The organism is Streptomyces sp. bgisy027, from assembly GCF_057710365.1.
In genome coordinates this window covers 33,203-55,260 of record NZ_JBYIVZ010000040.1, presented here as the reverse complement: position 1 = coordinate 55,260, position 22,058 = coordinate 33,203, and the positions used below count along the sequence as shown (strand labels likewise).

Below are 22,058 nucleotides of genomic sequence, written 5' to 3'. Positions count from 1 at the left end.
TGGTCGCGCCCACGCGGCGGAGCCGCAGATCGGTACAGCCCCGCGCCCCTTGGCGGTGTCCACCGCCCCGGCTGAAAGGCACTGTTGTGTCGCTCACCCGTAGACAAATCGGTCTGGCGGGCCTCGCCGCCCTTCCTCTCGCCCTCTCGGGCATCAGTACCGCCGAAGCAAGTCAGCGCCACCGCACCCTCTTCATCGCCGGCGACTCCACCGCCGCCCAGAAATTCGCCGACGCCGCTCCCGAGACCGGGTGGGGCATGGCGCTGCCCTTCTTTCTGCGCAAGCAGCTGTCCGTCTCCAATCACGCCGTGAACGGGCGCAGTTCGAAGAGCTTCGTGGACGAAGGGCGGCTCGATGTCATTCTCCAGGCCGTTCGTCCCGGCGATCTCCTGCTGATCCAGTTCGCGCACAACGACGAGAAGGACACCGATCCGACTCGGTACACCGAGCCCTGGTCGACGTACCAGGACCATCTGCGGCTGTATGTCGACGGCGCCCGTGTGCGGGGTGCGCGGCCGGTGCTGGCGACCGCCGTCGAGCGGCGTCGGTTCGACACGGGCGGCAACGCCGTGCCGACCCACGGCGACTATCCGGCGGCGATGCGCGCACTCGCCCGCGAGGAGCGCGTGGCGCTGCTCGACATCCAGGCGCTGTCGCTCGCGTTGTGGCAGCAGCTCGGGGCCGAGGGAACGAAGACGTACTTCAACTGGACCGCCACCGAGCAGGACAACACGCACTTCAACCCGCCGGGCGCGATCGCCGTGGCGCGGCTCGTCGCGCGCGAGCTGGTGCGCACCCGTGTGCTGGCCGCGCGGGACGTGCGCCGGCTGCACGACGAGATCCCGGAGTCCTGGATCACCTGGCCGCAGGCCACCGCATAACCCCGACTGTGAAGGAGAGCCGCACAATGAATGCAGGGACATGGCATGGGCATGCCACGACACGCGCTGCCGTCCTGGTGGGGTGCACCGCGCTGGTGCTCGGACTCACCGGGACCGGGCCGGCGCAGGCCGGCGGCCGGGGCCTCGGGCGTGAGGTGCTTCCCGCGGGCGACGGCTGGGCCTCGGAGGGTGCCGGCACCACCGGCGGGTCGGCCGCCGACGCCGCGCACGTCCACACCGTCACCACCTGGGCGGAGTTCCGGCAGGCCCTCGCCGACGGCGGCAGCGCGCCGAAGATCATCAAGGTCAAGGGCATGATCGACGCCGTCTCCGAGGGGTGCGACGCCTTCGCGGCCGAAGGGTACGACTTCCAGCGGTACCTCGCCGACTACGACCCCGCCGTATGGGGGCACGACACCCCCGTCAGCGGTGTCCAGGAGGAGCTGCGGGCCGCGTCCGCCGCCGTCCAGGACCAGGCCGTCAAGGCGAACGTCCCCGCCAACACCACCATCGTGGGCGTCGGCAGGAATTCCGGCATCCTCGGCGGCAGCCTCCAGATCAAGGGCGTCGACAACGTCATCCTGCGCAATCTCACCGTCGAGGCCCCCATCGACTGCTTCCCGCAGTGGGACCCGACCGACGACAACAAGACCGGTGCCTGGAACTCCGAATACGACTCAGTGGTGGTGTACGGCTCCACCCATGTGTGGATCGACCACAACACACTCACCGACGGCCGCTACCCCGACAGCTCCCTGCCGTCGTACTTCGGCAAGGTCTACCAGCAGCACGACGGCCTCCTCGACGTCGTGCGCGGCGCCGACCACGTGACCGTGTCCTGGAACTCCTTCGAGGACCACGACAAGACCATGCTGATCGGCAACAGCGACAGCGCCGGCTCCACCGACACCGGCAAGCTCAAGGTCACCCTGCACCACAACCGCTTCGAGGGCATCGTCGAGCGGGCGCCGCGCGTGCGGTTCGGGCAGGTCGACTCGTACAACAACCACTTCGTCGTCACCAAGGGCCAGAACTACGGGTACGTCTTCGGCATCGGCGCCTCCTCGCAGCTGTACGCCACGGACAACGCCCTGTCGCTGGCCTCCGGCGTGAGCGTCGGCAAGGCGCTGAAGAAGTGGAACGAGGCACCGCTGACCGCCGAGAACAACTACGTCAACGGCAGGCTGACGGACCTCATCGCCGTCCACAACGCCGAGATCCCCGGCGAGACCCTCCAGTCCGGTGCCGGATGGACACCGACCCTGCGGACGAGGGTCGACAGCCCCAGGGCCGTGCCCGGGATCGTCGACCACCGTGCGGGCGCCGGCCGCCTGCGCTGACCCACCCGGCGGGGGAGGGGCGGGCACCGCGCCCGCCCCTCCCCGGCAACCCAGCAGATCCGCCCCGCGAAGGAGCATCCGCATGCCGTCGCACGACCGTGTCCGACCGCCCCTGTCCAGAAGGGGGTTCCTCACGGCGGGCACCGCCGCCGCCCTCGCCCTCGCACCGGGACCCGCGTGGGCCGGGCCCCGCCCCTTCGGCCGCCACGGCTCACCCGCCGCCCGCCTCACCCCGAAGACCCTGTACGTCCACCCCGCCGGCCACGGCGACTTCACCTCCGTCCAGGCCGCGGTGACCGCGGTGAACGGGAGCGGCTGGACACTGGTCGTCGCGCCGGGAACCTACCGGGAGACGGTCGCCGTCGACGCGACCCGGACCGGCATGACCTGGATCGGGGCCGGCGACGACCCGCGCGCCGTCGTCATCGTGTACGACAACGCCGCCGGCACCCCCAGGCCCGGCGGCGGCACCTACGGCACCACCGGCTCCGCCACCACCGTCGTCCAGGCCGACGGATTCACCGCCCACCGCATCACCTTCGCCAACGACTGGCTGCGCGCCGACCACCCCGGCGTCAGCGGCACCCAGGCGGTCGCCATCAAGGTGCAGGGCGACCGGTCCGCGTTCCACCACTGCCGGTTCCTCGGGCACCAGGACACCCTGTACGCCGACTCCCCGGCCCTCGGCGTCTTCGCCCGACAGTACTTCGCGCACTGCTACGCCGAGGGTGACGTCGACTTCGTCTTCGGCCGCGGCACCGCCGTCTTCGAGCACTGTCACTTCCGGACCCTGACCCGGACGGACCTGTCCTCGGCCCCGTACGGCTTCGTCTTCGCCCCCTCGACCGCCGGCGCCAACCCGCGCGGATACCTGGTGACCCGCAGCCGCGTCACCAGTGCGGCCCCGGACGCCTACTACAAGCTGGCCCGCCCCTGGGTACCCAGCTCCGACCCCACCGCCCACCCGTCGCTCACCGTCCGCGACACCCACCTGGGCTCCGGCATCGACGCGGTCGCGCCCTGGACCAACATGTCGGACAGCTTCCCGTGGCAGGCCCAGCGCTTCGCCGAGTACCGCAACACCGGCCCGGGCGCGCTCGTCACGGTCCCCGAGAACAGACCCCAGCTCACCGCCGAACAGGCCGCGTCGGCGACCCGCGCCGCGTACCTGGGCGACTGGACGCCGTGGACTCGGGGGCTGGCGGCCGTATGAGCGGCGGCCATGACCCGGTGGGGCGCCGGGCGTTCGTGGTGGGTGCCGGGGCGGCGCCGTCCGCCGGGGGAACGGGCCGCGGCGGACGCGGCCGTCGTGCAGGGGCCGCTGCCCGACTCCCATGCCGCGCTCAAGGCCGGACTGACCGTCCCGCTCGCCCGGGGACGGTCGCCGATCCGCGACTTCCACGCCTGGCGCCGGGCCGCCCGCGCCAGGGCCGAGGAGCCCATCGGCGCCTACGGCCACGACGACGCCGCCAACCACGGGTGAACGTCGTCGGCATCGCCTTCCTGACCGCCGGCAGCACCGCCATCGGGGCGACGATGGGCTGACCTGCCGGTGGCGGCGCGGGGCCCGTCCGTCCGGGACAGGGTAAAGATCGGGCAACGGGTCTCGCGCCCGCCGGGGTGACGCGCGTAGAACTCATTGTCATGCATAAACCACTGCGTATCGCGGCCGTCGCCACCGCCTGTGCCGTAGCCGGAGCCGCCCTGTACGGCGCCGGCGCCGCCACGGCCGGACAGTCGACCGCGAACAGTACCCACGAGCCCTACAACATAGGTCTGCTCACCAAGGACATCGACGCCTACTACGGCACCACGCTCGACGCGGACGGCGTGTACCAGGCGTCCCCGGACAGCCCGTACGCCAAGGACCTCGCCCGGATCGACGCGGCCGCGCGCAAGTACATCGACAAGGCCGCCCGCAAGGCCCGCCACCACGGCGAGAAGCCGGCCGTCGTCTTCGACATCGACGACACGCTGCTGCTCAGCCTCGACTACGAGAAGAAGACCAACTACACGTACAACCCCACCACTTGGGCCGAGTACGTGAACAAGGCCGACCGCCCGGCCGTCTTCGGCAGCGCCGAGCTGGTGCGGTACGCCGAGGCCAGGGGCGTCGAGGTGTTCTACAACTCGGGCCTGAGCGAGGCGCAGCGGACCGCCGCCGTCGAGAACCTGAAGAAGATCGGCGCCGACGTGAACCTCGACCCCGGCCACATGTTCCTCAAGGACAAGGCGAACCCGCCTGCCTACCTCGCCGAGTGCGCCACGCCGGGCACCTGGAACTGCACGACCGTGCAGTACAAGTCCGGCACCCGGCAGCACATCGAGGACGACCTCGGCTACGAGATCGTCGCCGGCTTCGGCGACCAGTACAGCGATCTGGACGGCGGGTACGTGGACCGCACGTACAAGCTGCCCAACCCGACGTACTTCGTGAGCTGAGCCTCGGCGCCGTACGGGATCCGAACGCCCCCGCCAGTCGTCACCGGCGGGGGCGTTCCACTGCTGACCGAAGGGGGGCTCAGGCCAGCAGGCATGGTGCCAGCGTGCTCACTGGTACGTGATGTCAGATGACGAGAACCTGCAGGAGGTTGCGTCCGGACCGCTGCCGAGTTCCTTCGGTTCCTTGCCGCTGCTGTTGCCCTCGAAGCGGGTGCAGGTCTTGATCTTCCTGCCGCTGTCGCCGTGGATACGGATCTTGCGCAGCGCGGCCGTGTCGCCGTAGTTGGAGTTGATGCCGACGATCGACTTGCCCGGCGCGGTCACGTCCACGTCGTTGATGATGATCGTGCGCTTGTACTGCGTGGAGCAGTTGCCGCAACTGCGCACCAGCTTGCCGAAGTTCTCGACCTGGAACCTGGTCACGACCAGCTTGCCCGCGCCGTTGAACTGGAGGACCTTGTCGTCGGCGTTCTTCGCGCCACCGCCGTACACCGTGTACACGGCGGACGACGACTTGCCCTTGAAGGTGGCCGCGTCCTCGCCGACGTCCAGCCACCACACGTTCTGAAGGGTGCACGAGCCCTTGCAGTGGACGCCGTCGGCGGCCGGGCTGCCGATGATGACGTTCTTGAGGACCGCGCCGTCGGCCAGCTCGAAGATCGGGTCCTGGCCCTCCTCCTGGCCGCTGCCGCCCAGGTCCCCGGTGCCGTAGAACCTCGCCAGCCTGCCGTCGTAGGTGCCCGACACCGGGATCGTCCTCGACACCGGCTTGCTGCCGTTCTCCGTCGGCCAGGACGTGGCCGCGCCGGCGGTCGACAGCAGCGAGGTGGTGGCGACGAGGGCCGCGCCGGTGATGCCGAGCGCGGAGACGCCGGCGATCACCGCCCGCCGCTTGGTGACCTTGCGGCGGTGCCGGACGCGCTGTTCGGTCTGTGCAGTCATGAACGGGTCTTCCTTGCGTGGAGGGGATCCTTGCGTCTCCTGGTCGCCACGCGTGCGGAATGGGTTGCCGGTGCCGCGGAACTTCTTCACGAATCTCCGGCGGCTGTCGGGGCGTTGCCGTCGTGCGCCGCGAAACCGCCCGTCACGGAGAGCTGTTCGCCGCCCGCCGTGGCCGTCATCGTGTAGCTGTCGTCCTTCGCGTCCCGGCCGCCGCGCTCATGGTCGTACTGTCCCGCGAACACCCACTCACCCACACGGACCGTACGGCCCTCCTTGAGCACCCAGGTGTAGACGAGGAAGCCGTCCTTCTCCTCGACCGTCAGCGTGAAGTCGTCCTCCGGCAGCGAGCGCCAGGCGCCGGCCGAGGTGACCCCGCCGGTCTGCGCGACCTTCAACCGGACGGTGAGCGCGCTGAGTCGGCCGCTGGTGCGCAGGGTCAGATTGCTCTGCGCCCAGAAGTCGTTGCTGTGCGGGTCCACCGAGCCGTCCGACCACAGCGGGCCGTCCTGCTCGCCCTCGGCGGTGGGCGGCTCGGGCGTGGCCGTGGGCTGCCGGGCCGGTGCCCCGGTCGTCCCGCGGGAGGTCGGCGTCCGCTCCGGCGTGGGGGCCGTGGACGGGGCGGGCGGGGCCGGGGTGCGGGTCGTGGTGTCCCGGGACGGGGCGGGCGTCGGCGACGTGGCCACCGTCTGCCGCGGGCGGTCCTCCTTCACGGCGGACGCCACCGCGTAGCCGCCGGCCGCGAGCACACCGGCCACCGCGGCCGTCGCGGTCACCACCCGGAGCCAGCCGTGCGCCGGTGGCCGGGTCGCCCGGTGGCCGGGGCGGGTCCGCTCGGCCATGCCGCGCTCGACGCGGGCCAGGATCCGCTCGCGGTCGGGCTCGTGCGCCCCGGCCGCCTGGTGCAGCCGCGCACGCAGTTCGTCGTGCCCGTCCCGCCGCATCATCGGTTCCTTCCTCGGGCGTCCCCGGCGCGGTCCCCCAGGCCCTCCACGGCGAGCGGGCGGGGAGCCGCCCCCATCGCCGCGGCGTGCACCCTGAGCGGAGCCTGCCGCGTCCCGAGCAGCCGCTGGAGCTCGGCCATCCCCTTCGAGGTCTGGCTCTTCACCGTACCGACGGAGATGCCCAGGGCGAGTGCCGTGTCCTTCTCGGACAGGTCGAACGCGTGCCGCAGCACCACACAGGCGCGTTTGCGGAACGGGAGGCCACGCAACGCCTCCTGGACGTCGACGACGCCCGCCACGTCCGGGTTCTCCGCCTTCTCCTCGCGCTGCGACCAGAAGAGGGCGACCCGGCGGCGCTCCCGGACCGCGCTGCGGATCCTGGTGCGGGCCAGGTTGGCCACGACGCCGCGGGCGTACGCCACCGGATGGTCGGCCGCGCGCACCCGGTCCCAGCGGTGCCACAGCGCGAGCAACGCGTCCGCCGCGAGGTCGTCCGCGGCGTCCGCCTCGCCCGTCAACAGATGGGCCAGGCGGGAGAGTTCGGCGTAGTAGCGCTCGAAGAAGGCGTGGAACTCCACGGAGGCGGCGTCGTCGACGACCGTGCCCACGGGCGACCCCTCCTGCCTGCCGGTGGCGTGTGGACGGCGTGTGATCGTCCGGCGATCATTGCGCGATCATCCGGGCGGATCCGGAAGCGTAGCAGCGTCCGAAAGCCCTTACTGTGCGGGGTGTCGAACGCTGTGTGGCACCTCGCACGTGAACAGCGCTGATTCCGTAACACGGAGAAAACCTGAAACCCGTTCAACGCGGGAACAATCCAGCCAGCATCCGCACACCGATCCGTCAGGCAACAAGGAGTTACCGCCATGTCCGAAACGCAGAAGGTGGCCGACCGGTCAAGTGCCCCACCCCCAGGCGCGAACAGCGTCGACCGGTACTTCAAGATCTCCGAACGCGGGTCCACCTTCGCCCGTGAGATACGGGGCGGCTTCGCCACGTTCTTCACGATGGCCTACATCCTTGTCCTGAATCCCATCATCCTCGGGAGCGCGAAGGACAAGTTCGGCCACCAGTTGGATGCGGTCCAACTCACCACCGCCACGGCCCTGGTGGCCGCGGTCATGACGATCATCATGGGCGTCGGCGGCAACCTGCCGCTCGCGCTCGCCGCCGGCCTCGGCCTGAACGCCGTCGTCGCCTTCCAGATCGCCCCGCTCATGGCGTGGGACGACGCGATGGGCCTGATCGTCCTGGAGGGCCTGCTGATCTGTGTGCTGGTGGCGACGGGGCTCCGTGAGGCCGTCATGCACGCCATCCCGCAGCCGCTGAAGCAGGCGATCAGCGTGGGCATCGGTCTGTTCATCGCGTTCATCGGCTTCGTCGACGCCGGGTTCGTCAGCCGGATCCCGGACGCAGCGAACACCACCGTGCCGGTTCAGATCGGCGCCACCGGTCAGCTCACCGGGTGGCCGATCCTCGTGTTCTGCCTCGGAGTCCTGCTGACGATCGCGCTGCTCGCCCGCAAGGTGAAGGGCGCGATCCTGATCAGCATCGTGACGATGACCGTCGTCGCGATGATCATCAACTCGGTCGCGGACATAAAGGCCTGGGGCCTGACCACACCCGCGTGGCCCGACAAGGTGGTCGACACCCCGGACTTCGGACTCCTCGGCGACTTCAGTCTGTTCGGGGCGTTCGGCGAGACCACCGCCATCACCGTCGTGCTGCTGATCTTCACGCTGGTGCTGTCGGACTTCTTCGACACCATGGGCACCGTCGTCGGCGTCAGCGCCGAGGCCGGTCTCCTCGACGACGAGGGCAAGGTGCCCAACCTCGGCCGGGTGCTGCTGATCGACGGTGCCGCGGCGGCCGCGGGCGGAGCGGCCTCGGCGTCCTCCGCGACCTCCTACATCGAGTCGGCGGCCGGCGTCGGCGAGGGCGCCCGTACGGGCTTCTCCAACCTGATCACCGGCGGCCTCTTCGCCCTGGCCCTGTTCCTCACCCCGCTGCTCACGATCGTCCCCCTCCAGGCCGCCGCCCCCGCGCTGGTCGCCGTCGGCTTCCTGATGATGACCCAGGTCAAGCACATCGACTGGGACAAGTACGAGATCGCCATCCCGGCGTTCCTGACCATCGCCGTCATGCCGTTCACCTACTCGATAACCAACGGCATCGGCGCCGGCTTCGTCGCCTTCGTGCTCATCAAGACGGTGCTCGGGAAGGCCAAGGAGATCCACTGGCTGATGTGGGGGACCTCGGCGCTGTTCCTGGTGTACTTCGCGATCGATCCGATCGAGCAGATTCTCGGCGTGGGGTGACGCAGTGAGGCCGCGCCCCGAAAGGGGCGCGGGGCAGCCCACCTCACTTCTTCAGGGCCGCCTCCATGACCGCCTTGGCCACCGGCGCGGCCAGCCCGTTGCCGCTGACCTCCGAGCGGGCCGCGTCCGACTGCTCGACCAGGACCGCCACGGCGACCTCCTTGCCGTCGGCCTTGCCGTAGGACGTGAACCAGGCGTACGGCGTCTTGCTGTTGTTCTCGCCGTGCTGGGCGGTACCCGTCTTGCCGCCGACCGTCGCGCCGGCGATCTGCGCGTTCGTGCCGGTGCCGTCCTGCACGACCGTCTGCATCGCCGACTGGAGCTGCTCGGCGGTCGAGGAGCTGACGATCTCCGTCGTGTCGGCCGAGTCGTCGTAGTTCTCCAGTGCGTTGCCGCCGCTGTCGGTGATCTGCGACACCATGTGCGGCGAGACCAGTTTGCCGTCGTTGGCGATGGCGGCGGACACCATGGCCATCTGGAGCGGCGTCGCGGTGACGTCGAACTGGCCGATGCCGGACAGCGCGGTCTGCGCCTCGTCCATGTCCTTGGGGTAGACGCTCTCGTACGCCCGCACCGGCACGTCCTGCGACGCGTCGTTGAAGCCGAACCTCTCGGCCATCGCCCGCACCTTGTCCTGCCCCAGGTCGACGGCCAGGCTGCCGAAGACGTTGTTGCACGAGTACTGCAGAGCGACCCGGATCGAGGCGTCCTCGCAGGGAGCGGACGGGTTCTCGTTCGTCAGCTTGCTGCTGGAGCCCGGCAGCGGGTACGGATCCGGGCTGTCCGTCTTCTCGTCCACCGACGAGTACAGCCCGTCCTCCAGCGCGGCGGCCGCCACGACCAGCTTGAACGTCGAACCCGGCGGCAGCGGCTGGCGCAGCGCCCGGTTCGTCATCGGCTTGTCGGAGTCCTGGGTCAGCTGCTTCCAGGCGTCCGAGTCGCCCGTGGTGATGCGCGACGGGTCGTACGACGGCGTCGAGACGACCGCCAGGATCTTCCCGGTGGCCGGATCGATCGCGACGGCCGCGCCCTTCTTGTCGCCGAGCGCGTCATAGGCGGCCTTCTGCACGTCCGGGTCGATCGTCGTGATCACGTTGCCCGGCTCGGACCGCTTGTCGGTGACCGTGTCCAGCGCGCTCTTGAGCCGGTTGTCCGTGCCGTCGAGCAGGTCCCGGTAGATCCCCTCCAGCTGGGTGGCGCCGAACGCCTGCGAGCTGAAGCCGGTGACGGCGGCGTACAGCGAGCCGTCCGTGTACGTCCGCTTGTAGGCGAGGTCACCGCTCTTCGTGCGCGCGGAGCCGGTGATCGACTCTCCGCCCACGACGATGTTGCCGAGCGGCTCGCTGTACAGAGCGATCGTGTTCCGTCGGTTGTCCTTGTCGTCCGCGAGTGCCTTGCCGTCGTAGAACTGCACCCAGGTCGCCCTGACCAGCAGAGCGAACACCAGCAGCAGCGTGAAGACGGACGCCCGCCTGATCGTCTTGTTCATCCCACTCCCAAGGACGATCAGGTTGGGGGCAAACGTTCCCTTGCGCCCCGTTTTCTCATCGGGCGTTCATGAAGCCCGCCTCGTACGCGGCGATCACCGCCTGGGTGCGGTCCCGGGTGCCGGTCTTCGCCAGCACCGCCGCCACGTGCGACTTCACGGTGGCCGGACCGACCTCCATCCGGCGTGCGATCTCCGCGTTGGTCAGGCCCTGCGCCATCAGCCGCAGCACATCGCTCTCCCGCCCTGTGAGCCGCGCCACCCAGGGCGGTGGCGCGGGGTACGCGCGCGCGTGCTCGGCGGCGAGGGCGCGGACGGCCGAGGGGAACAGCAGCGTGTCGGTGTGCGAGACCAGCCGTACGGCCTGGACGAGCGCGTCGGCGTCCGACCGCTTCAGCAGGAAACCGGCGGCTCCGGCGCGCAGGGCGTCGTACACGTAGGAGTCGTTCTCGAAGGTGGTGACGACGACGATGCGGGGCGGGTCGTCGAGCGTGGCCAGGATCTGCTCGGTGGCGCGGATGCCGTCGGTCTGCGGCATCCGGACGTCCATGAGGACGACGTCGGGCCGCAGCTCCCGCACGACCGACACGGCCTCGGCCCCGGTCGCCGCCTCGCCGACCACCTCCAGGTCCGGCTCGGCGGACAGGATGGCGCGCAGGGCCGTGCGCACCATGCGCTCGTCGTCGGCGAGGACGATCCGGACGGGCGGGCAGGTCGTCATGCGGGGCCCTTCATGGGAAGTCGTACGTGCAGCCGCCACGCCCCCCGCTCGGGGCCGGCCTCGGCCGTCCCGCCCAGCAGCCGGGCCCGGTCGGCGATGCCGCGCAGGCCGTGACCGCCGCCGGGACGGCAGGACGGGGCCCGCTCCAGCGGGTTCTCGACGGTGATCTCCAGATGCCCGTCGGCGATCCCGACGCACAGGGTCACGCTCGTGCCGTCACCGGCGTGCCTGAGGGCGTTGCTCAGCCCCTCCTGCACGATCCGGTACGCCTCGCGGGACAGGACGGGCGGCAGGGTCTCCGGGGCGATGCCGACCGCCGAGGTCACCCGCAGCCCGCACGCGCGCGTGCGCCGCAGCAGACCGGCGAGGTCCCCGCCGAGGGTGGGCGCCGGGGCCGTACCGGGTGCGTCGCCGTCCCGCAGCACGCCGAGCACGGCGTCGAGTTCGCCGACCGTGCGCCGGGTGGTGTCCTCGATCGCGGCGAGCGCCTCGCGGACGAACTCCGGGTCGGTGTCGAGCACCCGGCGGGCCGCGCTCGCCTGCAGGGTGACGGTGCTCAGCGCGTGGCCCACGGAGTCGTGCAGCTCGCGCGCGAGCCGGTTGCGCACGGCGAGGTCCGCGGCGCGCGCCTCGGCCGCCGCGAGCCGGTCCTCCGGCGCAGGCCCGAGCAGTACGGGCGCCCAGCGGGCCAGGAACGCGCCGGAGACCGCGGCGCAGCCGGCCAGCGCCAGCATCGCCGCCACGCCCGCGACCGGCGCGAGCGCCGGCACCCAGGAGTGGTCGAGGGGCCCGGGCAGCTCGACGAGGGTGTCCCCGCCCAGCCACACGAGCAGCGGCAGCGCGGTCAGGAACCCGGCGAACGGCGGCACCGCCAGCGACATCCCGGAGATGATCCCGCCGAACCCCAGATGCAGCGTGAACCAGGCCGCGGCACGCCTCTTCGCCGCCCACGTCCGCGCGGGGTCCAGGGCCAGCCGGTCCGCCCCGACGCCGCACAGCGACCGGACGGCACCCGACTCCAGCGGACGGGTCAGCGGGAACACGGCGGCGGTGACCGCGGCCAGGGGCAACCCGACGGCGAAGGACAGGAGTTGGAGCGGCAGGTCGTTGAAGACGTACCGGGAGTCCATGGCGGGGCCCACGACGAGCTGGCCCACGAAGACGTACGGCATGGCGAGCGCGCCGCCGAGGATCAGATGGATCCAGCGCAGCCGCGCCCGCCGGCCGAACAGCGTACGGAGCAAGTCGTTCACGCCGTACGGCACTTCGACCTCTCCGAGCGCTCCGCGAGGAAGTGGACGCCGAGGCCGGCGACGAGGATGCCGACGATCATCTGGCCAGCGTAGGCGAGGTTCATCAGCTGCGTCGGCCGGTCGGCGATGTCGTCGACGCCGCCCAGCGAGGCCAGCGACAGCCAGCCGCCCCAGCAGGCGACGGCGGCCGAGCCGACCCAGGCCAGGGCGAGCGGCACGAGGACGGGCAGGGCGCGCCCGCAGCGGAAGGCGAGCTGCCAGGCGCCCGCGACGGCGGCGGCGAGGAACACCACGTACATGACCTCCAGGACCCGGAAGTCGGCGGTCGCCTCGTGCGCGCGGCCCTCACTGAGCCCGCCAGTGCCGCCGCAGGCCCACCACAGGTGCACAGTCAGCGGGAACAGCGCGAGGAGCCCGGCGGCGACGGCGGTCACCTGCCGGGCCGGACCGATCACACTGACCGGCAGCTCCCACACCCGCCCGCGCCACAGATGCGCCCACCGGTCCCGGGCGTACAGCGCGAACAGCGCGCCCAGCGCGAGCCCCTGCACGATGAACCCGCTGTACACGACGCCGAACACCCACTCGTCGAGGAAGGGCTCGCCCGCGGGGCCGCGGTGGCCGCCCCCGCCGGACAGGCGCACGACGAGCTGGAGCGGGAACCCGGTCATGATCGGTGCGAGCAGCCCGGTCGCCACCCAGGCCGGGAGGACGAGCAGCCACGCGGGCACCCGCAGCCCCCACGGCCGGGTCAGCACCAGCGCCAGCACGATCACGGCACTGTCCAGCAGCACCGAGACGCCGTTGGCCACAGCCATCGGCACCCGGTGCTCCAGCAGCGAGCTGCCGGCCGGGATCCCGACGTGACTCCCGGCGATCCAGGCGGCCTTGAGCCCGAGATTACGGCACGCACGAGACGATGGCGACGGCCCGCAGGATCCGGCGGGGGCGGCCGGGACCGGGGGCGTCGGCGCCGTCGTGGTCCGGGGCTGGGGCTGGGGCTGGGGCGAGCGTCTGCGTCATGCCCCCACGCTCCCGCGCGGCGGCAGGGGTTCACCTCCTGCGCGACGGTGATCCGTCTCCGCCGCACGGGGGAGGCCCGCTCAGCCCAGCAGCGTGAGGACCAGCTCGTCGATCTCCTCGCCCCGCGCGTTCGCGAACCCCCGCGCCCGGGCGCTCACCTCGAAGCCGCACTTGGTCAGCACCCGCAGCGAGCCCTCGTTGTCCGCCGCCGCCCGTGCGTACAGCGGGCGTTCGGGCACCTGGGCGAGCAGCCCGCGCAGGGCGGCCGTGGCCACCCCGCGGCCCCAGTACGCGCGGTCGACCCAGTAGGTCACCTCCCGCTCGCCGGGCTCCCCGTACACCGCCGCGCTCCCGACCACGTCACCGTCGGCCAGGATCGTGCGCAGCACGTCCGCGGAGGACCGGATCCGGCTCCAGTGCGCGTCGAACGCGTCCCGGTCCGCCGGGTCCTTGGGGGTGAAGGCCGCCATCCGCAGGGCCTCGGGGTCGTTCATCTGGCGGTAGAAGACCGGCAGATCGCTGTCGTGCACCTCGCGCAGTTCCACATCCATGGAGTCAGAGCCTACGAGTGGCCAGTGTCAGCCGGTCCCGTGCGTCGAACAACGCGTCCTTCACCATCTGTTCGTGCGCGGGCGTCAGCCGGGCCACCGGCACCGAGCAGCTGATCGCGTCGCGGGCGGGGGTGCGGTACGGGATCGCCACGCCGAAGCAGCGCAGGCCCAGGGTGTTCTCCTCGCGGTCCACGGCGAAGCCCTGCTCGCGGACCTGGCGCAGCTCCTCGATGAGCTTCTCGCGGTCGGTGATCGTGTTCTCGGTCAGCGCGGGGAGCGTCTCCGGGAGCAGCTTGCGGACCTGCTCGTCCGAGTAGGTGCTCAGCAGCGCCTTGCCGAGGGAGGTCGAGTGCGCGGGCAGCCGGCGGCCGACCCGGGTGAAGGGGCGCAGGTAGTGCTGGGACTGGCGGGTGGCGAGGTAGACGACGTTCGTGCCGTCCAGACGCGCCAGGTGGATGGTCTCCGTGGTGTCGTCCGACAGCCGGTCCAGGGTCGGGCGGGCCGCCGCGACCACCTCGTCGCCGTCGATGTACGACGTGCCGACCAGCAGCGCCCGTACGCCGATGCCGTAGCGGGTGCCGGTCGCGTCCGTCTCCACCCAGCCCAGCTCGACGAGTGTGCGCAGCAGCATGTACAGGCTGGACTTGGGGTATCCGACGGCCTCCTGGACCGCCGCGAGGGAGTGCATGCCGGGGCGCCCGGCGAAGTATTCGAGCAGTTCAACCGTCCGTACCGCGGACTTGACCTGCGCTCCGCCGCCCGTCTCGCCTGCCGACATCGCCCTTGACCCCTTCGTTCGACGAGAACCCAGAGTTATAGTCTCCGACAGCGTATTCATCATCAGAGACAGTGTTCAGTATATCGAACACCTCTGGTGGATGACCCAGTACTGCGGCATGACATGTGGAGGGACCCGCGGTGGCAGCAGCACCAGTCTGGAGTGTCGACCCCCGAACCGGGAAGCAGCGTGAACAGGTTGCGGTGGAGGCCACAGCCCAGGAGGTGGACACCGCCGTCCGCGCCGCGCACGAGGCCCGCGGCTCCCTCGCCGACCGCACGGTCCGCTCGGCGTTCCTGCGCACCGCCGCCGACCGGCTCCAGACGGCCAAGGACCAGCTCGTGGAGGCCGCCGACGCCGAGACCGCGCTCGGCCCGGTCCGCCTCACCGGCGAACTCGCCCGCACCTGCTACCAGCTGCGTGCCTTCGCGGACATCGTCGACGAGGGCGCCTTCCTCGACGTCGTCGTCAACCACCCCGACGACACCGCGACGCCGCCGGTCCCCGACCTGCGCCGCTACAAGGTGTCCCTCGGGGTCGTCGCCGTCTACTCGGCGTCCAACTTCCCCTTCGCCTTCTCCGTCGCCGGCGGCGACACCGCCAGTGCGCTGGCCGCGGGCTGCCCGGTCGTCGTCAAGGCCCACCCCGACCACCCGGCGCTCTCGGAGCTGGTCGCCAAGGTGCTGCGCATCGCCGCCGCCGAGCACGGCATCCCGGCCGGCGTCGTCGGTCTGGTGCACGGCTTCGAGGCCGGCATCGAACTGATCAGGCACCCGCTGGTCGCGGCGGCCGGCTTCACCGGTTCCGTACGAGGGGGCCGCGCCCTCTTCGACGCGGCCGCCGCCCGCCCGGTCCCGATCCCCTTCCACGGCGAACTGGGCTCCCTGAACCCGGTCGTCGTCACCGAGGCGGCCGCCACCGAGCGCGGCGAGGCCATCGGCACCGGACTCGCCGGGTCGATGACGCTGGGCGTCGGGCAGTTCTGCGTGAAGCCGGGCCTGGTCCTGGTGCCGTCCGGCGCCGCGGGCGACGGCCTGCTGAAGTCCCTCACGGACGCCGTCAGCGACACCGACGCCGGGGTCCTGCTCGACCACCGGATGCGGGACAACTTCATCGCCGGGGTCGCCGAGCGCACCGAACTGCCGGACGTGCAGTCGCCGGTGACACCGGGCGCGGGCGGCGAGCACACGGTCAGCGCCGGGTTCCTGACGGTCGCGGCCGACAGGCTCACCAGCGAGGGCGCCTACGACCTGCTCCTGGAGGAGTGCTTCGGCCCCGTCACGGTGGTGGCCCGCTACGACGACGACGCGCAGGCGCAGGCCGTGCTGTCCCGGCTGCCCGGCAACCTCACCGCGACGGTCCACCTGTCGAGCGAGGAGGCGGCCGGCGAGGGACGCGGCGCGGAGATCCTCGCGGAGCTGACGCCGCTGGCCGGGCGCGTGCTCGTCAACGGCTGGCCGACGGGCGTCGCCGTGGCACCGGCCCAGCACCACGGCGGTCCGTACCCGGCGACGACGTCGACGTCCACGTCGGTGGGGGGTACCGCCATCGAGCGGTGGCTGCGGCCGGTGGTCTATCAGGGGGCGCCTGCGGCGCTGCTGCCGGCGGAGCTGCGGGATGAGAATCCGCTGGGGCTGCCTCGGCGGTTCAACGGCACGCTGGAGCGGTAGGCGTTCGCCGGGGCGGCCGTCGTAAGGCTGCGGCTCCGTCGTGGCTGGTCGCGCAGTTCCCCGCGCCCCTTCAGGGCGTTGCCGAACCGTATGTCGGACTGCCCCGCGCCCTTTTCGGGGCGCGGCAGCCGTCGGCGTCGGTTGTCAACCCGCGTTCGACTCCAGGCCCGCGTCCCGGGCCAGGAGGGCTGCCTGCACCCTGTTGTCGCAGTCGAGCTTGGTCAGGATGCGGCTGACGTACGTCTTCACCGTGGCCTCGCTCATGTGCAGGCGGCTGCCCGCGTCCGCGTTGGACAGGCCCTCGCCGAGCAGGGCCAGGACCTCGCGCTCGCGGGCCGTCAGTCCGGCCAGCCGGCGGCGGGCCTCCTCGCCGCGCGCGGTGGCGGCGGGGGAGGCGAGAGTGTCCACGACGTGCCGGGTGGCGGCGGGGGAGAGATAGGCGTTGCCGGCCGCCGCCGCACGGACCGCGTGGATCAGTTCCTGCGGCGCGGAGTCCTTCAGCAGGAAGCCCGCGCCGCCGTGACCGAGCGCCCGCAGCACGTTGTCGCGCTCACCGAACGTGGTCAGGATCAGCACCCGTACGTCCGGCGCGGCCCGGCCCATCTCGGCGAGCGCGGTCAGCCCGTCCATCACCGGCATCTGGATGTCCAGCAGGGCCACGTCGACCGCGGTGCTCCGGGCGGTCTCCACCGCTTCCCGCCCGTCCGCCGCCTCGGCGACGACGTCGATGTCGTCCGCCGAGGTGAGGATCATCCTGATGCCGGCCCTGATGAGCGGCTCGTCGTCGGCGACGAGGACCCGGATCACGCGGCCTCCTGCGCGGTGTCGGTGCGATGAACGGATGGCAGAGCCCCGTCATCATGCCCGATCCGGTCACGGGGGCGACCACGTGCCGCCGGTCAGAGCTTGTCCTTGAAGCTCTCCTTCGCGACCAGCTTCCCGTCGCGGAAGCAGAACCGGTAGACGATGTCCTCGTCGAGGTCCAGGTAGTGACGGCACTTCGCACCCTCGGGCAGCGGCGGGCCCTGCTTCTCCTGGCCGTCGGTGAGCAGCGAACTGCCCTCGGGCAGTTCGGCCTTCACGTCGGCCTCGGCGTCCCCGATCTTCGCGGACTTGTACACGTCGGCCGATATCGTGCCGCTCTCCATCTCGTCCCACAGTGCCTTCAGCCCCCAGGCCCCGAGGGCGACGACGCCCGCGACCAGGACGACGGCGGTGACGGCGCAGCCGAGGGCGACCTTCTTCTTGCTGCTCATGATGGCGGCGAACTCCCCTTGCGGATCGGAACGGTCGATGACCGCTCCACCGTCGCCCGCCGCACCCTCGAAGGGCTGCCCCCGAAAGTCGTCGCCCGCCGCCACGGAGGTCGCGCCCTCCGGGCCGGGCAGGGTCTCGCCGCCGCCGTAGGGCAGTACCCCGGCGAGCCGGAAACCGCCGTCGGGCGTGGGACCGGTGTGCACCATGCCGCCGACCAGCCGGGCCCGCTCCCGCAGACCCGCCAGCCCCTGGCCGCCGCTCACCGCGGGCGGGGACGCGGGAGCCCCGTCCGGCACCGGCCCGTTGGCCACCTCGACGACCAGGCTGTCCGGTTCGTAGCGCAGCGCCACCGTGATCGGGGCGCCCGGCGCATGCTTGTGCGCGTTGGTCAGCGCCTCCTGGGCGATGCGGTACGCGGCATGGTCGGCGGCCGGCGCGAGAGGCCGTACGTCCCCGGAACGGTGCAGCTCCACGGCCGCGCCCGCCGCCCGCGACGACTCGACGAGGCCGTCGACGGACGCCGCCACCCGGGCCGGCGGGTGCTCGGCGTCGGCCGGGTCCGGCCGCTGCCCGGCCGCCTCACCGAGGTCGTCCCGCAGGATGCCCACCGCCTCGCGCAGCTCCCGCATCGCCGTGCGGGACGCCTCGCGCAGGATGCCCACCCCTTCCCGGTGCCGGTCGCCCAGCTCCGGGTCCACCTCCAGCGCCCCGGCGTGCACCGCGATCAGGGCGAGCTGGTGACCGAGGCTGTCGTGCATGTCCTGGGCGATGCGCTGGCGCTCCAGGAGCCGGGCCTGCCGTGCCACCATCGCCTGCTCACGCACCAGTTGGGCGTTGTGCCGCCGCAGCGCGTCGAGCAGCGCGTGGCGCTGGGCGCGATAGCGGGAGGCGAGGCCCGGCACGATCACCAGCGCCAGGAACGAGCCCGCCGCCAGCGAGCCGGTGACGACCAGCGAGAACCGGACCTCCTCGTCGGGCGCCTCGGCGATGCCGACGACCGCGTACAGCACGAACCCGGCGGCGTACGCGGCCAGCGCGCGCGAGGGGCGCATGATCCGGCTGCCCGCCGACCAGCTCGCGCACACCAGCAGCGGTACCGCGCCCGCCACCACCCCGGACATGGCCGACGCGACGAGCAGCACCGTCGCCGGCAGCGAGCGGCGGGCCAGCGACAGTACGGCGGCCGCCAGGGCCACGACGACGGTCCACGCGCCGAAACCGGGCTGGTCGTCGAAGAGGCCCGCCATCCCGGCGAGCACGAGGGCGAGCACGCTCTCCCCGACGATCCGCTTGCGGGGCCAGGGGGAGGCGGCGAGGAGCCGGGAGCGGAGCGGCCGGTCCGTGCGGGGTGTCTGGCTTACGTCCACGCGCAGACGATAGTCAGCCGCCCGGTGCCGCCCGCAGCCCCCCTTCGGCTCGGTCCCGAACGACGAAAGTCGACACCGTCCCCCCGTCGGGCCCGTCATCTTTGGTCGCTGCGGACGTCGACTTACGGAGACTGCCCCGGGCGCGGGCGCGCGACGAGTATGGATCCCGCCGGACCAGGACGCCGGCGGCCGGCATCACGGGCAAGGGGAGAGGGACAGTGGACAGCGCGCGACCGCAGGCGAACGAGCGATTCACCATCCGGCAGAAGACCACGTTCATGATCAACCGGTACGTCGTGACCGAGACGCTGCCGGACGGCTCCGACGGCAAGGTCGTCGCCTTCGCCGAGCAGAAGCGGATGGCGCTCAAGGAGCAGATGACCTTCTACACCGACGAGTCCAGAGACCGCGTGCTGTTCACCGCGAAGGCCCGCCAGGTCCTCGACGTCGGCGCCGCCTACGACGTGTGCGACGCGACGGGCAACCCCGTCGGCACCTTCCGCAAGAAGTTCGCCGCCTCCCTGCTGCGCTCGACGTGGGAAATGGAGCAGCCGGGCTCCGTCACCGCCGTCGGGACCGAGCGCAACCGGTTCGTGGCCGTGCTGCGCCGGGTCTGGGAGCTGCTGCCGCTCGACTTCGTGCCGTTCGCGTGGCCGTACCACTTCGACTTCGCCTCGGACGGGAAGCCGGTGATGAAGGTCGACAAGAAGACAGGGCTGCGCGACCGCTATCTGCTCGACGTGGACTCGCCCGACCTCGACCTGCGCCTCGCCATCGCGCAGGCCGTCGCCCTGGACGCGCTCCAGTCCCGCTGACCGGGACCCCCTCGGGCGCGCGGTACGGGAGACGGCCTGGAAGAATCCCGCCATGGACCTGGAAATCCCCGAACTCCCCTTCCCACTGCGCACCTACGGCCCCGACGGCCACTGGTCCTACGAGGACGACGGCATCCTCTCCGGATGGGCCGGCCCCCGGCAGGACCGTTTCGTGCCGCCCACCGGCGAGGCCCTGGACGCCGCCTCCGACGCACCCCGGCTGCTGGGCGCCCCCGAGGGCGACTTCCAGCTGATCGCCCGCGTCACCGTCGGCTTCGCCGGCGCCTTCGACGCCGGGGTCCTCTACGTCCACGTCGGCGAGCGGGCCTGGGCCAAGCTGTGCCTGGAGTACTCCCCGGACGTGCCCACCGTCTGCACGGTCGTGACCCGGGGCCACTCCGACGACGCCAACTCCTTCACGGTCGAGGGCAGTTCGGTGTGGCTGCGGGTGAGCCGTACCGGCCGGGCCTTCGCCTTCCACGCCTCCCGTGACGGCGAGCGCTGGACCTTCGTCCGGCTGTTCACGCTCGCCGACGAGAAGGAGACCGGCGCGGCCCTGGTCGGCTTCATGACGCAGTCGCCGCTGGGGGAGGGGTGCGTGGTGACGTACGACCACCTGGAGTTCAGGCCGCACTGGCCGAAGGACCTGCGAGACGGAAGCTGAGGGCCGACCTGCGCGCAGACGTGCTCCACGTCCAGGACGGGCCCTGCGTCACCTCCTCCGGCTACGCGGCCGGCATCGACCTGTGCCTGCACATCGTGCGCACCGACTACGGCGCCGCCGTCGCCGACGAGGTCGCCCGGCGTGCCCTGGTCGCCCCCGTACGGCCCGGCGGCCAGACCCGGTTCACCGAGACCCCGTTGCCGCCCGAGCGCGGCAACGCCTGCTCCGACACCCGCCGGCTCGGAACCGGGACGGCCGGAGCCACGTCCTCCGTTGCATGATCAGTGACCGAGTGACCGCGCACCGGATGATCCGTACCGTTCTGCCCGCCGAGGCGGAGACCGTCGCCGCCCTGCACACCCGTGCGAGGGCGACGTACTACCCGGACGGACTACCCGACGACGGCACCGACTGGTCCGCCGCCTGGCGCCGTGCCATCGAGCGGCCCGACGGGCATGTGCTGTGCCTGGTCGAGGACGGCCGGATGGTCGGCCTCGCGTCCTTCCGGCGGCCCGAGGGCGGCCCCGCCGACACGGTCAAGCTGTTCCAGTTCCACGTCGACCCCGGTCACTGGGGCCGCGGCGTCGGTACGGCCCTGCACGCGGCCTGCGTCGAGGAGTGGCGGGCCGACGGCAGGCGCACGGCCGTGCTCGACGTCCACGTGGACAACCGGCGCGCGCAGAGCTTCTACGCCGGCCGGGGCTGGCAGCCGGACCCGGAGAACCCGCCCGCGGACGGGGACCACCACCTGTACCTGCGTTTCTCCGTGACGGGCGACGCACCCGACCGGGAATGAACCCCGCTGCTTGAACGTTCATCCAGTCTGCGGAGGGTGTCTCCGTATCCGTCCGAGCTGGAGAGAGCCGAAGACATGCGCGTCGAGATCTGGAGCGACATCGCCTGCCCCTGGTGCTACGTGGGCAAGGCCCGCTTCGAGAAGGCGCTCGAAGCCTTCCCGCACCGCGACCAGGTCGAGGTCGTGCACCGCTCCTTCGAGCTGGACCCCGGGCGCGCCAAGGGCGACATCCAGCCCGTCATCACCATGCTCACCAAGAAGTACGGCATGAGCGCCGCGCAGGCGCAGGCCGGTGAGGAGAACCTCGGTGCGCAGGCTGCCGCGGAGGGCCTCGCGTACCGCACCGAGGGCCGCGACCACGGCAACACGTTCGACATGCACCGGATGCTGCACTTCGCCAAGGAGCAGGGCCGCCAGGACGAGCTGATCCAGGGCCTGTACCAGGCGAACTTCGCCGAGGAGCGGTCCGTGTTCTCCGAGGGTGACGAGCGGCTCGTGGAGCTGGCGGTGGCCGCGGGACTCGACGCCGACGACGTCCGCAAGGTCCTCGCCGACCCGGACGCCTACGCCGACGACGTCCGCGCCGACGAGCGCGAGGCCGCCGAGCTCGGCGCGAACGGCGTGCCCTTCTTCGTCCTCGACCGCAAGTACGGCGTCTCCGGCGCCCAGCCCGCCGAGGTCTTCCAGCAGGCCCTGACGCAGGCGTGGGGCGAGCGGTCCCCGCTTCGGCTCATCGACCAGGGTGACGCGGACGCGTGCGGCCCCGACGGGTGCGCGGTGCCGCAGCACTGAAAGCGCAGGTGACGGCGGATC

At 71.8% G+C, this 22,058-nt stretch carries 21 protein-coding genes and 2 pseudogenes; 12 read left to right on the top strand and 11 right to left on the bottom strand.

All coding sequences use genetic code 11. From position 1 onward, the window contains the following. Positions 1–86: 86 nt before the first annotated feature. The 5 genes from AC3ETA_RS33615 to AC3ETA_RS33595 all read left to right on the top strand — a co-directional run bounded on the left by AC3ETA_RS33615 (position 87) and on the right by AC3ETA_RS33595 (position 4,663). Positions 87–881, top strand: coding sequence for a rhamnogalacturonan acetylesterase (locus tag AC3ETA_RS33615; RefSeq protein WP_432196672.1), 795 nt, complete (start codon positions 87–89; stop codon positions 879–881). A 26-nt stretch (positions 882–907) separates the two neighbouring features. Next, positions 908–2,221, top strand: a complete 1,314-nt coding sequence (locus AC3ETA_RS33610) for a pectate lyase family protein (protein WP_432196671.1) — start codon at positions 908–910, stop codon at positions 2,219–2,221. A gap of 82 nt (positions 2,222–2,303) precedes the next feature. After that, positions 2,304–3,434 carry a pectinesterase family protein gene (locus AC3ETA_RS33605; RefSeq protein ID WP_432196670.1) on the top strand — a complete coding sequence of 377 codons (1,131 nt, stop codon included), beginning with the start codon at positions 2,304–2,306 and terminating at the stop codon, positions 3,432–3,434. 9 nt (positions 3,435–3,443) lie between these two features. Beyond that, positions 3,444–3,704: a hypothetical protein gene (locus tag AC3ETA_RS33600; protein ID WP_432196669.1), complete on the top strand. Its 261-nt coding sequence runs from the start codon at positions 3,444–3,446 to the stop codon at positions 3,702–3,704. Between the two features lie 161 nt (positions 3,705–3,865). Then, entirely contained in the window at positions 3,866–4,663 is a 798-nt protein-coding gene (locus AC3ETA_RS33595; protein WP_432196668.1) for an HAD family acid phosphatase, read from the top strand. 108 nt (positions 4,664–4,771) lie between these two features. On the opposite strand, the gene AC3ETA_RS33590 is transcribed toward AC3ETA_RS33595, so the two are convergent. The 3 genes from AC3ETA_RS33590 to AC3ETA_RS33580 form a co-directional block, all read right to left on the bottom strand. Next, the gene (locus AC3ETA_RS33590; protein ID WP_432196667.1) at positions 4,772–5,605 is read right to left on the bottom strand and encodes a pectate lyase; all 834 of its coding nucleotides are present in this window, start codon (positions 5,603–5,605) and stop codon (positions 4,772–4,774) included. Between the two features lie 86 nt (positions 5,606–5,691). Next, on the bottom strand, positions 5,692–6,549 hold the full coding sequence (locus AC3ETA_RS33585; protein WP_432196666.1) for a hypothetical protein: 858 nt from the start codon (positions 6,547–6,549) through the stop codon (positions 5,692–5,694). Further along, positions 6,546–7,154 carry a SigE family RNA polymerase sigma factor gene (locus AC3ETA_RS33580; RefSeq protein WP_432196665.1) on the bottom strand — a complete coding sequence of 203 codons (609 nt, stop codon included), beginning with the start codon at positions 7,152–7,154 and terminating at the stop codon, positions 6,546–6,548. The genes AC3ETA_RS33585 and AC3ETA_RS33580 overlap by 4 nt, the downstream gene beginning before the upstream one ends. Positions 7,155–7,412: 258 nt before the next feature. On the opposite strand from AC3ETA_RS33580, the gene AC3ETA_RS33575 reads away from it, so the two are divergent. After that, entirely contained in the window at positions 7,413–8,864 is a 1,452-nt protein-coding gene (locus AC3ETA_RS33575) for an NCS2 family permease (protein WP_432196664.1), read from the top strand. A 43-nt stretch (positions 8,865–8,907) separates the two neighbouring features. On the opposite strand, the gene AC3ETA_RS33570 is transcribed toward AC3ETA_RS33575, so the two are convergent. The 6 genes and pseudogenes from AC3ETA_RS33570 to AC3ETA_RS33545 all read right to left on the bottom strand — a co-directional run bounded on the left by AC3ETA_RS33570 (position 8,908) and on the right by AC3ETA_RS33545 (position 14,676). Then, a complete protein-coding gene (locus AC3ETA_RS33570; protein WP_432196663.1) occupies positions 8,908–10,353 on the bottom strand; it encodes a peptidoglycan D,D-transpeptidase FtsI family protein in 1,446 nt (481 codons plus the stop codon). A 55-nt stretch (positions 10,354–10,408) separates the two neighbouring features. Continuing rightward, positions 10,409–11,071: a response regulator transcription factor gene (locus AC3ETA_RS33565; RefSeq protein WP_432196662.1), complete on the bottom strand. Its 663-nt coding sequence runs from the start codon at positions 11,069–11,071 to the stop codon at positions 10,409–10,411. Beyond that, positions 11,068–12,324 (bottom strand): sensor histidine kinase, encoded by a 1,257-nt coding sequence (locus AC3ETA_RS33560; protein WP_432196661.1) that lies wholly within the window; start codon positions 12,322–12,324, stop codon positions 11,068–11,070. The genes AC3ETA_RS33565 and AC3ETA_RS33560 overlap by 4 nt, the downstream gene beginning before the upstream one ends. Then, positions 12,321–13,347 (bottom strand): annotated as a pseudogene (locus AC3ETA_RS33555) (hypothetical protein). The gene AC3ETA_RS33560 and the pseudogene AC3ETA_RS33555 overlap by 4 nt, the downstream one beginning before the upstream one ends. A gap of 80 nt (positions 13,348–13,427) precedes the next feature. Next, positions 13,428–13,898 (bottom strand): GNAT family N-acetyltransferase, encoded by a 471-nt coding sequence (locus AC3ETA_RS33550; protein WP_432196660.1) that lies wholly within the window; start codon positions 13,896–13,898, stop codon positions 13,428–13,430. Between the two features lie 4 nt (positions 13,899–13,902). After that, the gene (locus tag AC3ETA_RS33545) at positions 13,903–14,676 is read right to left on the bottom strand and encodes an IclR family transcriptional regulator (RefSeq protein ID WP_432196659.1); all 774 of its coding nucleotides are present in this window, start codon (positions 14,674–14,676) and stop codon (positions 13,903–13,905) included. 140 nt (positions 14,677–14,816) lie between these two features. Here AC3ETA_RS33545 and AC3ETA_RS33540 point away from each other — a divergent pair, with 140 nt between their 5' ends. Continuing rightward, positions 14,817–16,346 carry an aldehyde dehydrogenase (NADP(+)) gene (locus tag AC3ETA_RS33540; protein WP_432196658.1) on the top strand — a complete coding sequence of 510 codons (1,530 nt, stop codon included), beginning with the start codon at positions 14,817–14,819 and terminating at the stop codon, positions 16,344–16,346. A 144-nt stretch (positions 16,347–16,490) separates the two neighbouring features. Here AC3ETA_RS33540 and AC3ETA_RS33535 read toward each other — a convergent pair whose 3' ends face one another. After that, positions 16,491–17,153, bottom strand: coding sequence for a response regulator transcription factor (locus AC3ETA_RS33535; protein ID WP_388216822.1), 663 nt, complete (start codon positions 17,151–17,153; stop codon positions 16,491–16,493). A 92-nt stretch (positions 17,154–17,245) separates the two neighbouring features. Next, positions 17,246–18,970 (bottom strand): sensor histidine kinase, encoded by a 1,725-nt coding sequence (locus AC3ETA_RS33530; protein ID WP_432196657.1) that lies wholly within the window; start codon positions 18,968–18,970, stop codon positions 17,246–17,248. A gap of 218 nt (positions 18,971–19,188) precedes the next feature. Between AC3ETA_RS33530 and AC3ETA_RS33525 the strand changes: the two genes are divergently transcribed. The 5 genes and pseudogenes from AC3ETA_RS33525 (at position 19,189) to AC3ETA_RS33505 (ending at position 22,037) form a co-directional block, all read left to right on the top strand. Then, positions 19,189–19,785 carry an LURP-one-related family protein gene (locus tag AC3ETA_RS33525; RefSeq protein WP_432196656.1) on the top strand — a complete coding sequence of 199 codons (597 nt, stop codon included), beginning with the start codon at positions 19,189–19,191 and terminating at the stop codon, positions 19,783–19,785. A 52-nt stretch (positions 19,786–19,837) separates the two neighbouring features. After that, complete coding sequence (locus tag AC3ETA_RS33520) at positions 19,838–20,449, top strand: DUF1349 domain-containing protein (RefSeq protein ID WP_432196655.1); 612 nt, start codon at positions 19,838–19,840, stop codon at positions 20,447–20,449. Positions 20,450–20,454: 5 nt separating this feature from the next. Beyond that, positions 20,455–20,685 (top strand): annotated as a pseudogene (locus tag AC3ETA_RS33515) (AraC family transcriptional regulator); the annotation flags it as partial. Positions 20,686–20,726: 41 nt separating this feature from the next. Next, positions 20,727–21,245, top strand: coding sequence for a GNAT family N-acetyltransferase (locus AC3ETA_RS33510; protein WP_432196654.1), 519 nt, complete (start codon positions 20,727–20,729; stop codon positions 21,243–21,245). Between the two features lie 75 nt (positions 21,246–21,320). Then, positions 21,321–22,037, top strand: coding sequence for a DsbA family oxidoreductase (locus AC3ETA_RS33505; RefSeq protein WP_432196702.1), 717 nt, complete (start codon positions 21,321–21,323; stop codon positions 22,035–22,037). The last annotated feature ends 21 nt before the right edge of the window (positions 22,038–22,058 follow it).

Coding starts and splice junctions, on each gene's coding strand:
- AC3ETA_RS33595 (WP_432196668.1), top strand. CDS start 3,866: ATGCATAAACCACTGCGTATCGCGGCCGTCGCCACCGCCTGTGCCGTA.
- AC3ETA_RS33570 (WP_432196663.1), bottom strand. CDS start 10,353: ATGAACAAGACGATCAGGCGGGCGTCCGTCTTCACGCTGCTGCTGGTG.
- AC3ETA_RS33600 (WP_432196669.1), top strand. CDS start 3,444: ATGACCCGGTGGGGCGCCGGGCGTTCGTGGTGGGTGCCGGGGCGGCGC.
- AC3ETA_RS33505 (WP_432196702.1), top strand. CDS start 21,321: ATGCGCGTCGAGATCTGGAGCGACATCGCCTGCCCCTGGTGCTACGTG.
- AC3ETA_RS33575 (WP_432196664.1), top strand. CDS start 7,413: ATGTCCGAAACGCAGAAGGTGGCCGACCGGTCAAGTGCCCCACCCCCA.
- AC3ETA_RS33510 (WP_432196654.1), top strand. CDS start 20,727: ATGATCAGTGACCGAGTGACCGCGCACCGGATGATCCGTACCGTTCTG.
- AC3ETA_RS33590 (WP_432196667.1), bottom strand. CDS start 5,605: ATGACTGCACAGACCGAACAGCGCGTCCGGCACCGCCGCAAGGTCACC.
- AC3ETA_RS33545 (WP_432196659.1), bottom strand. CDS start 14,676: ATGTCGGCAGGCGAGACGGGCGGCGGAGCGCAGGTCAAGTCCGCGGTA.
- AC3ETA_RS33605 (WP_432196670.1), top strand. CDS start 2,304: ATGCCGTCGCACGACCGTGTCCGACCGCCCCTGTCCAGAAGGGGGTTC.
- AC3ETA_RS33610 (WP_432196671.1), top strand. CDS start 908: ATGAATGCAGGGACATGGCATGGGCATGCCACGACACGCGCTGCCGTC.
- AC3ETA_RS33585 (WP_432196666.1), bottom strand. CDS start 6,549: ATGATGCGGCGGGACGGGCACGACGAACTGCGTGCGCGGCTGCACCAG.
- AC3ETA_RS33520 (WP_432196655.1), top strand. CDS start 19,838: ATGGACCTGGAAATCCCCGAACTCCCCTTCCCACTGCGCACCTACGGC.
- AC3ETA_RS33550 (WP_432196660.1), bottom strand. CDS start 13,898: ATGGATGTGGAACTGCGCGAGGTGCACGACAGCGATCTGCCGGTCTTC.
- AC3ETA_RS33565 (WP_432196662.1), bottom strand. CDS start 11,071: ATGACGACCTGCCCGCCCGTCCGGATCGTCCTCGCCGACGACGAGCGC.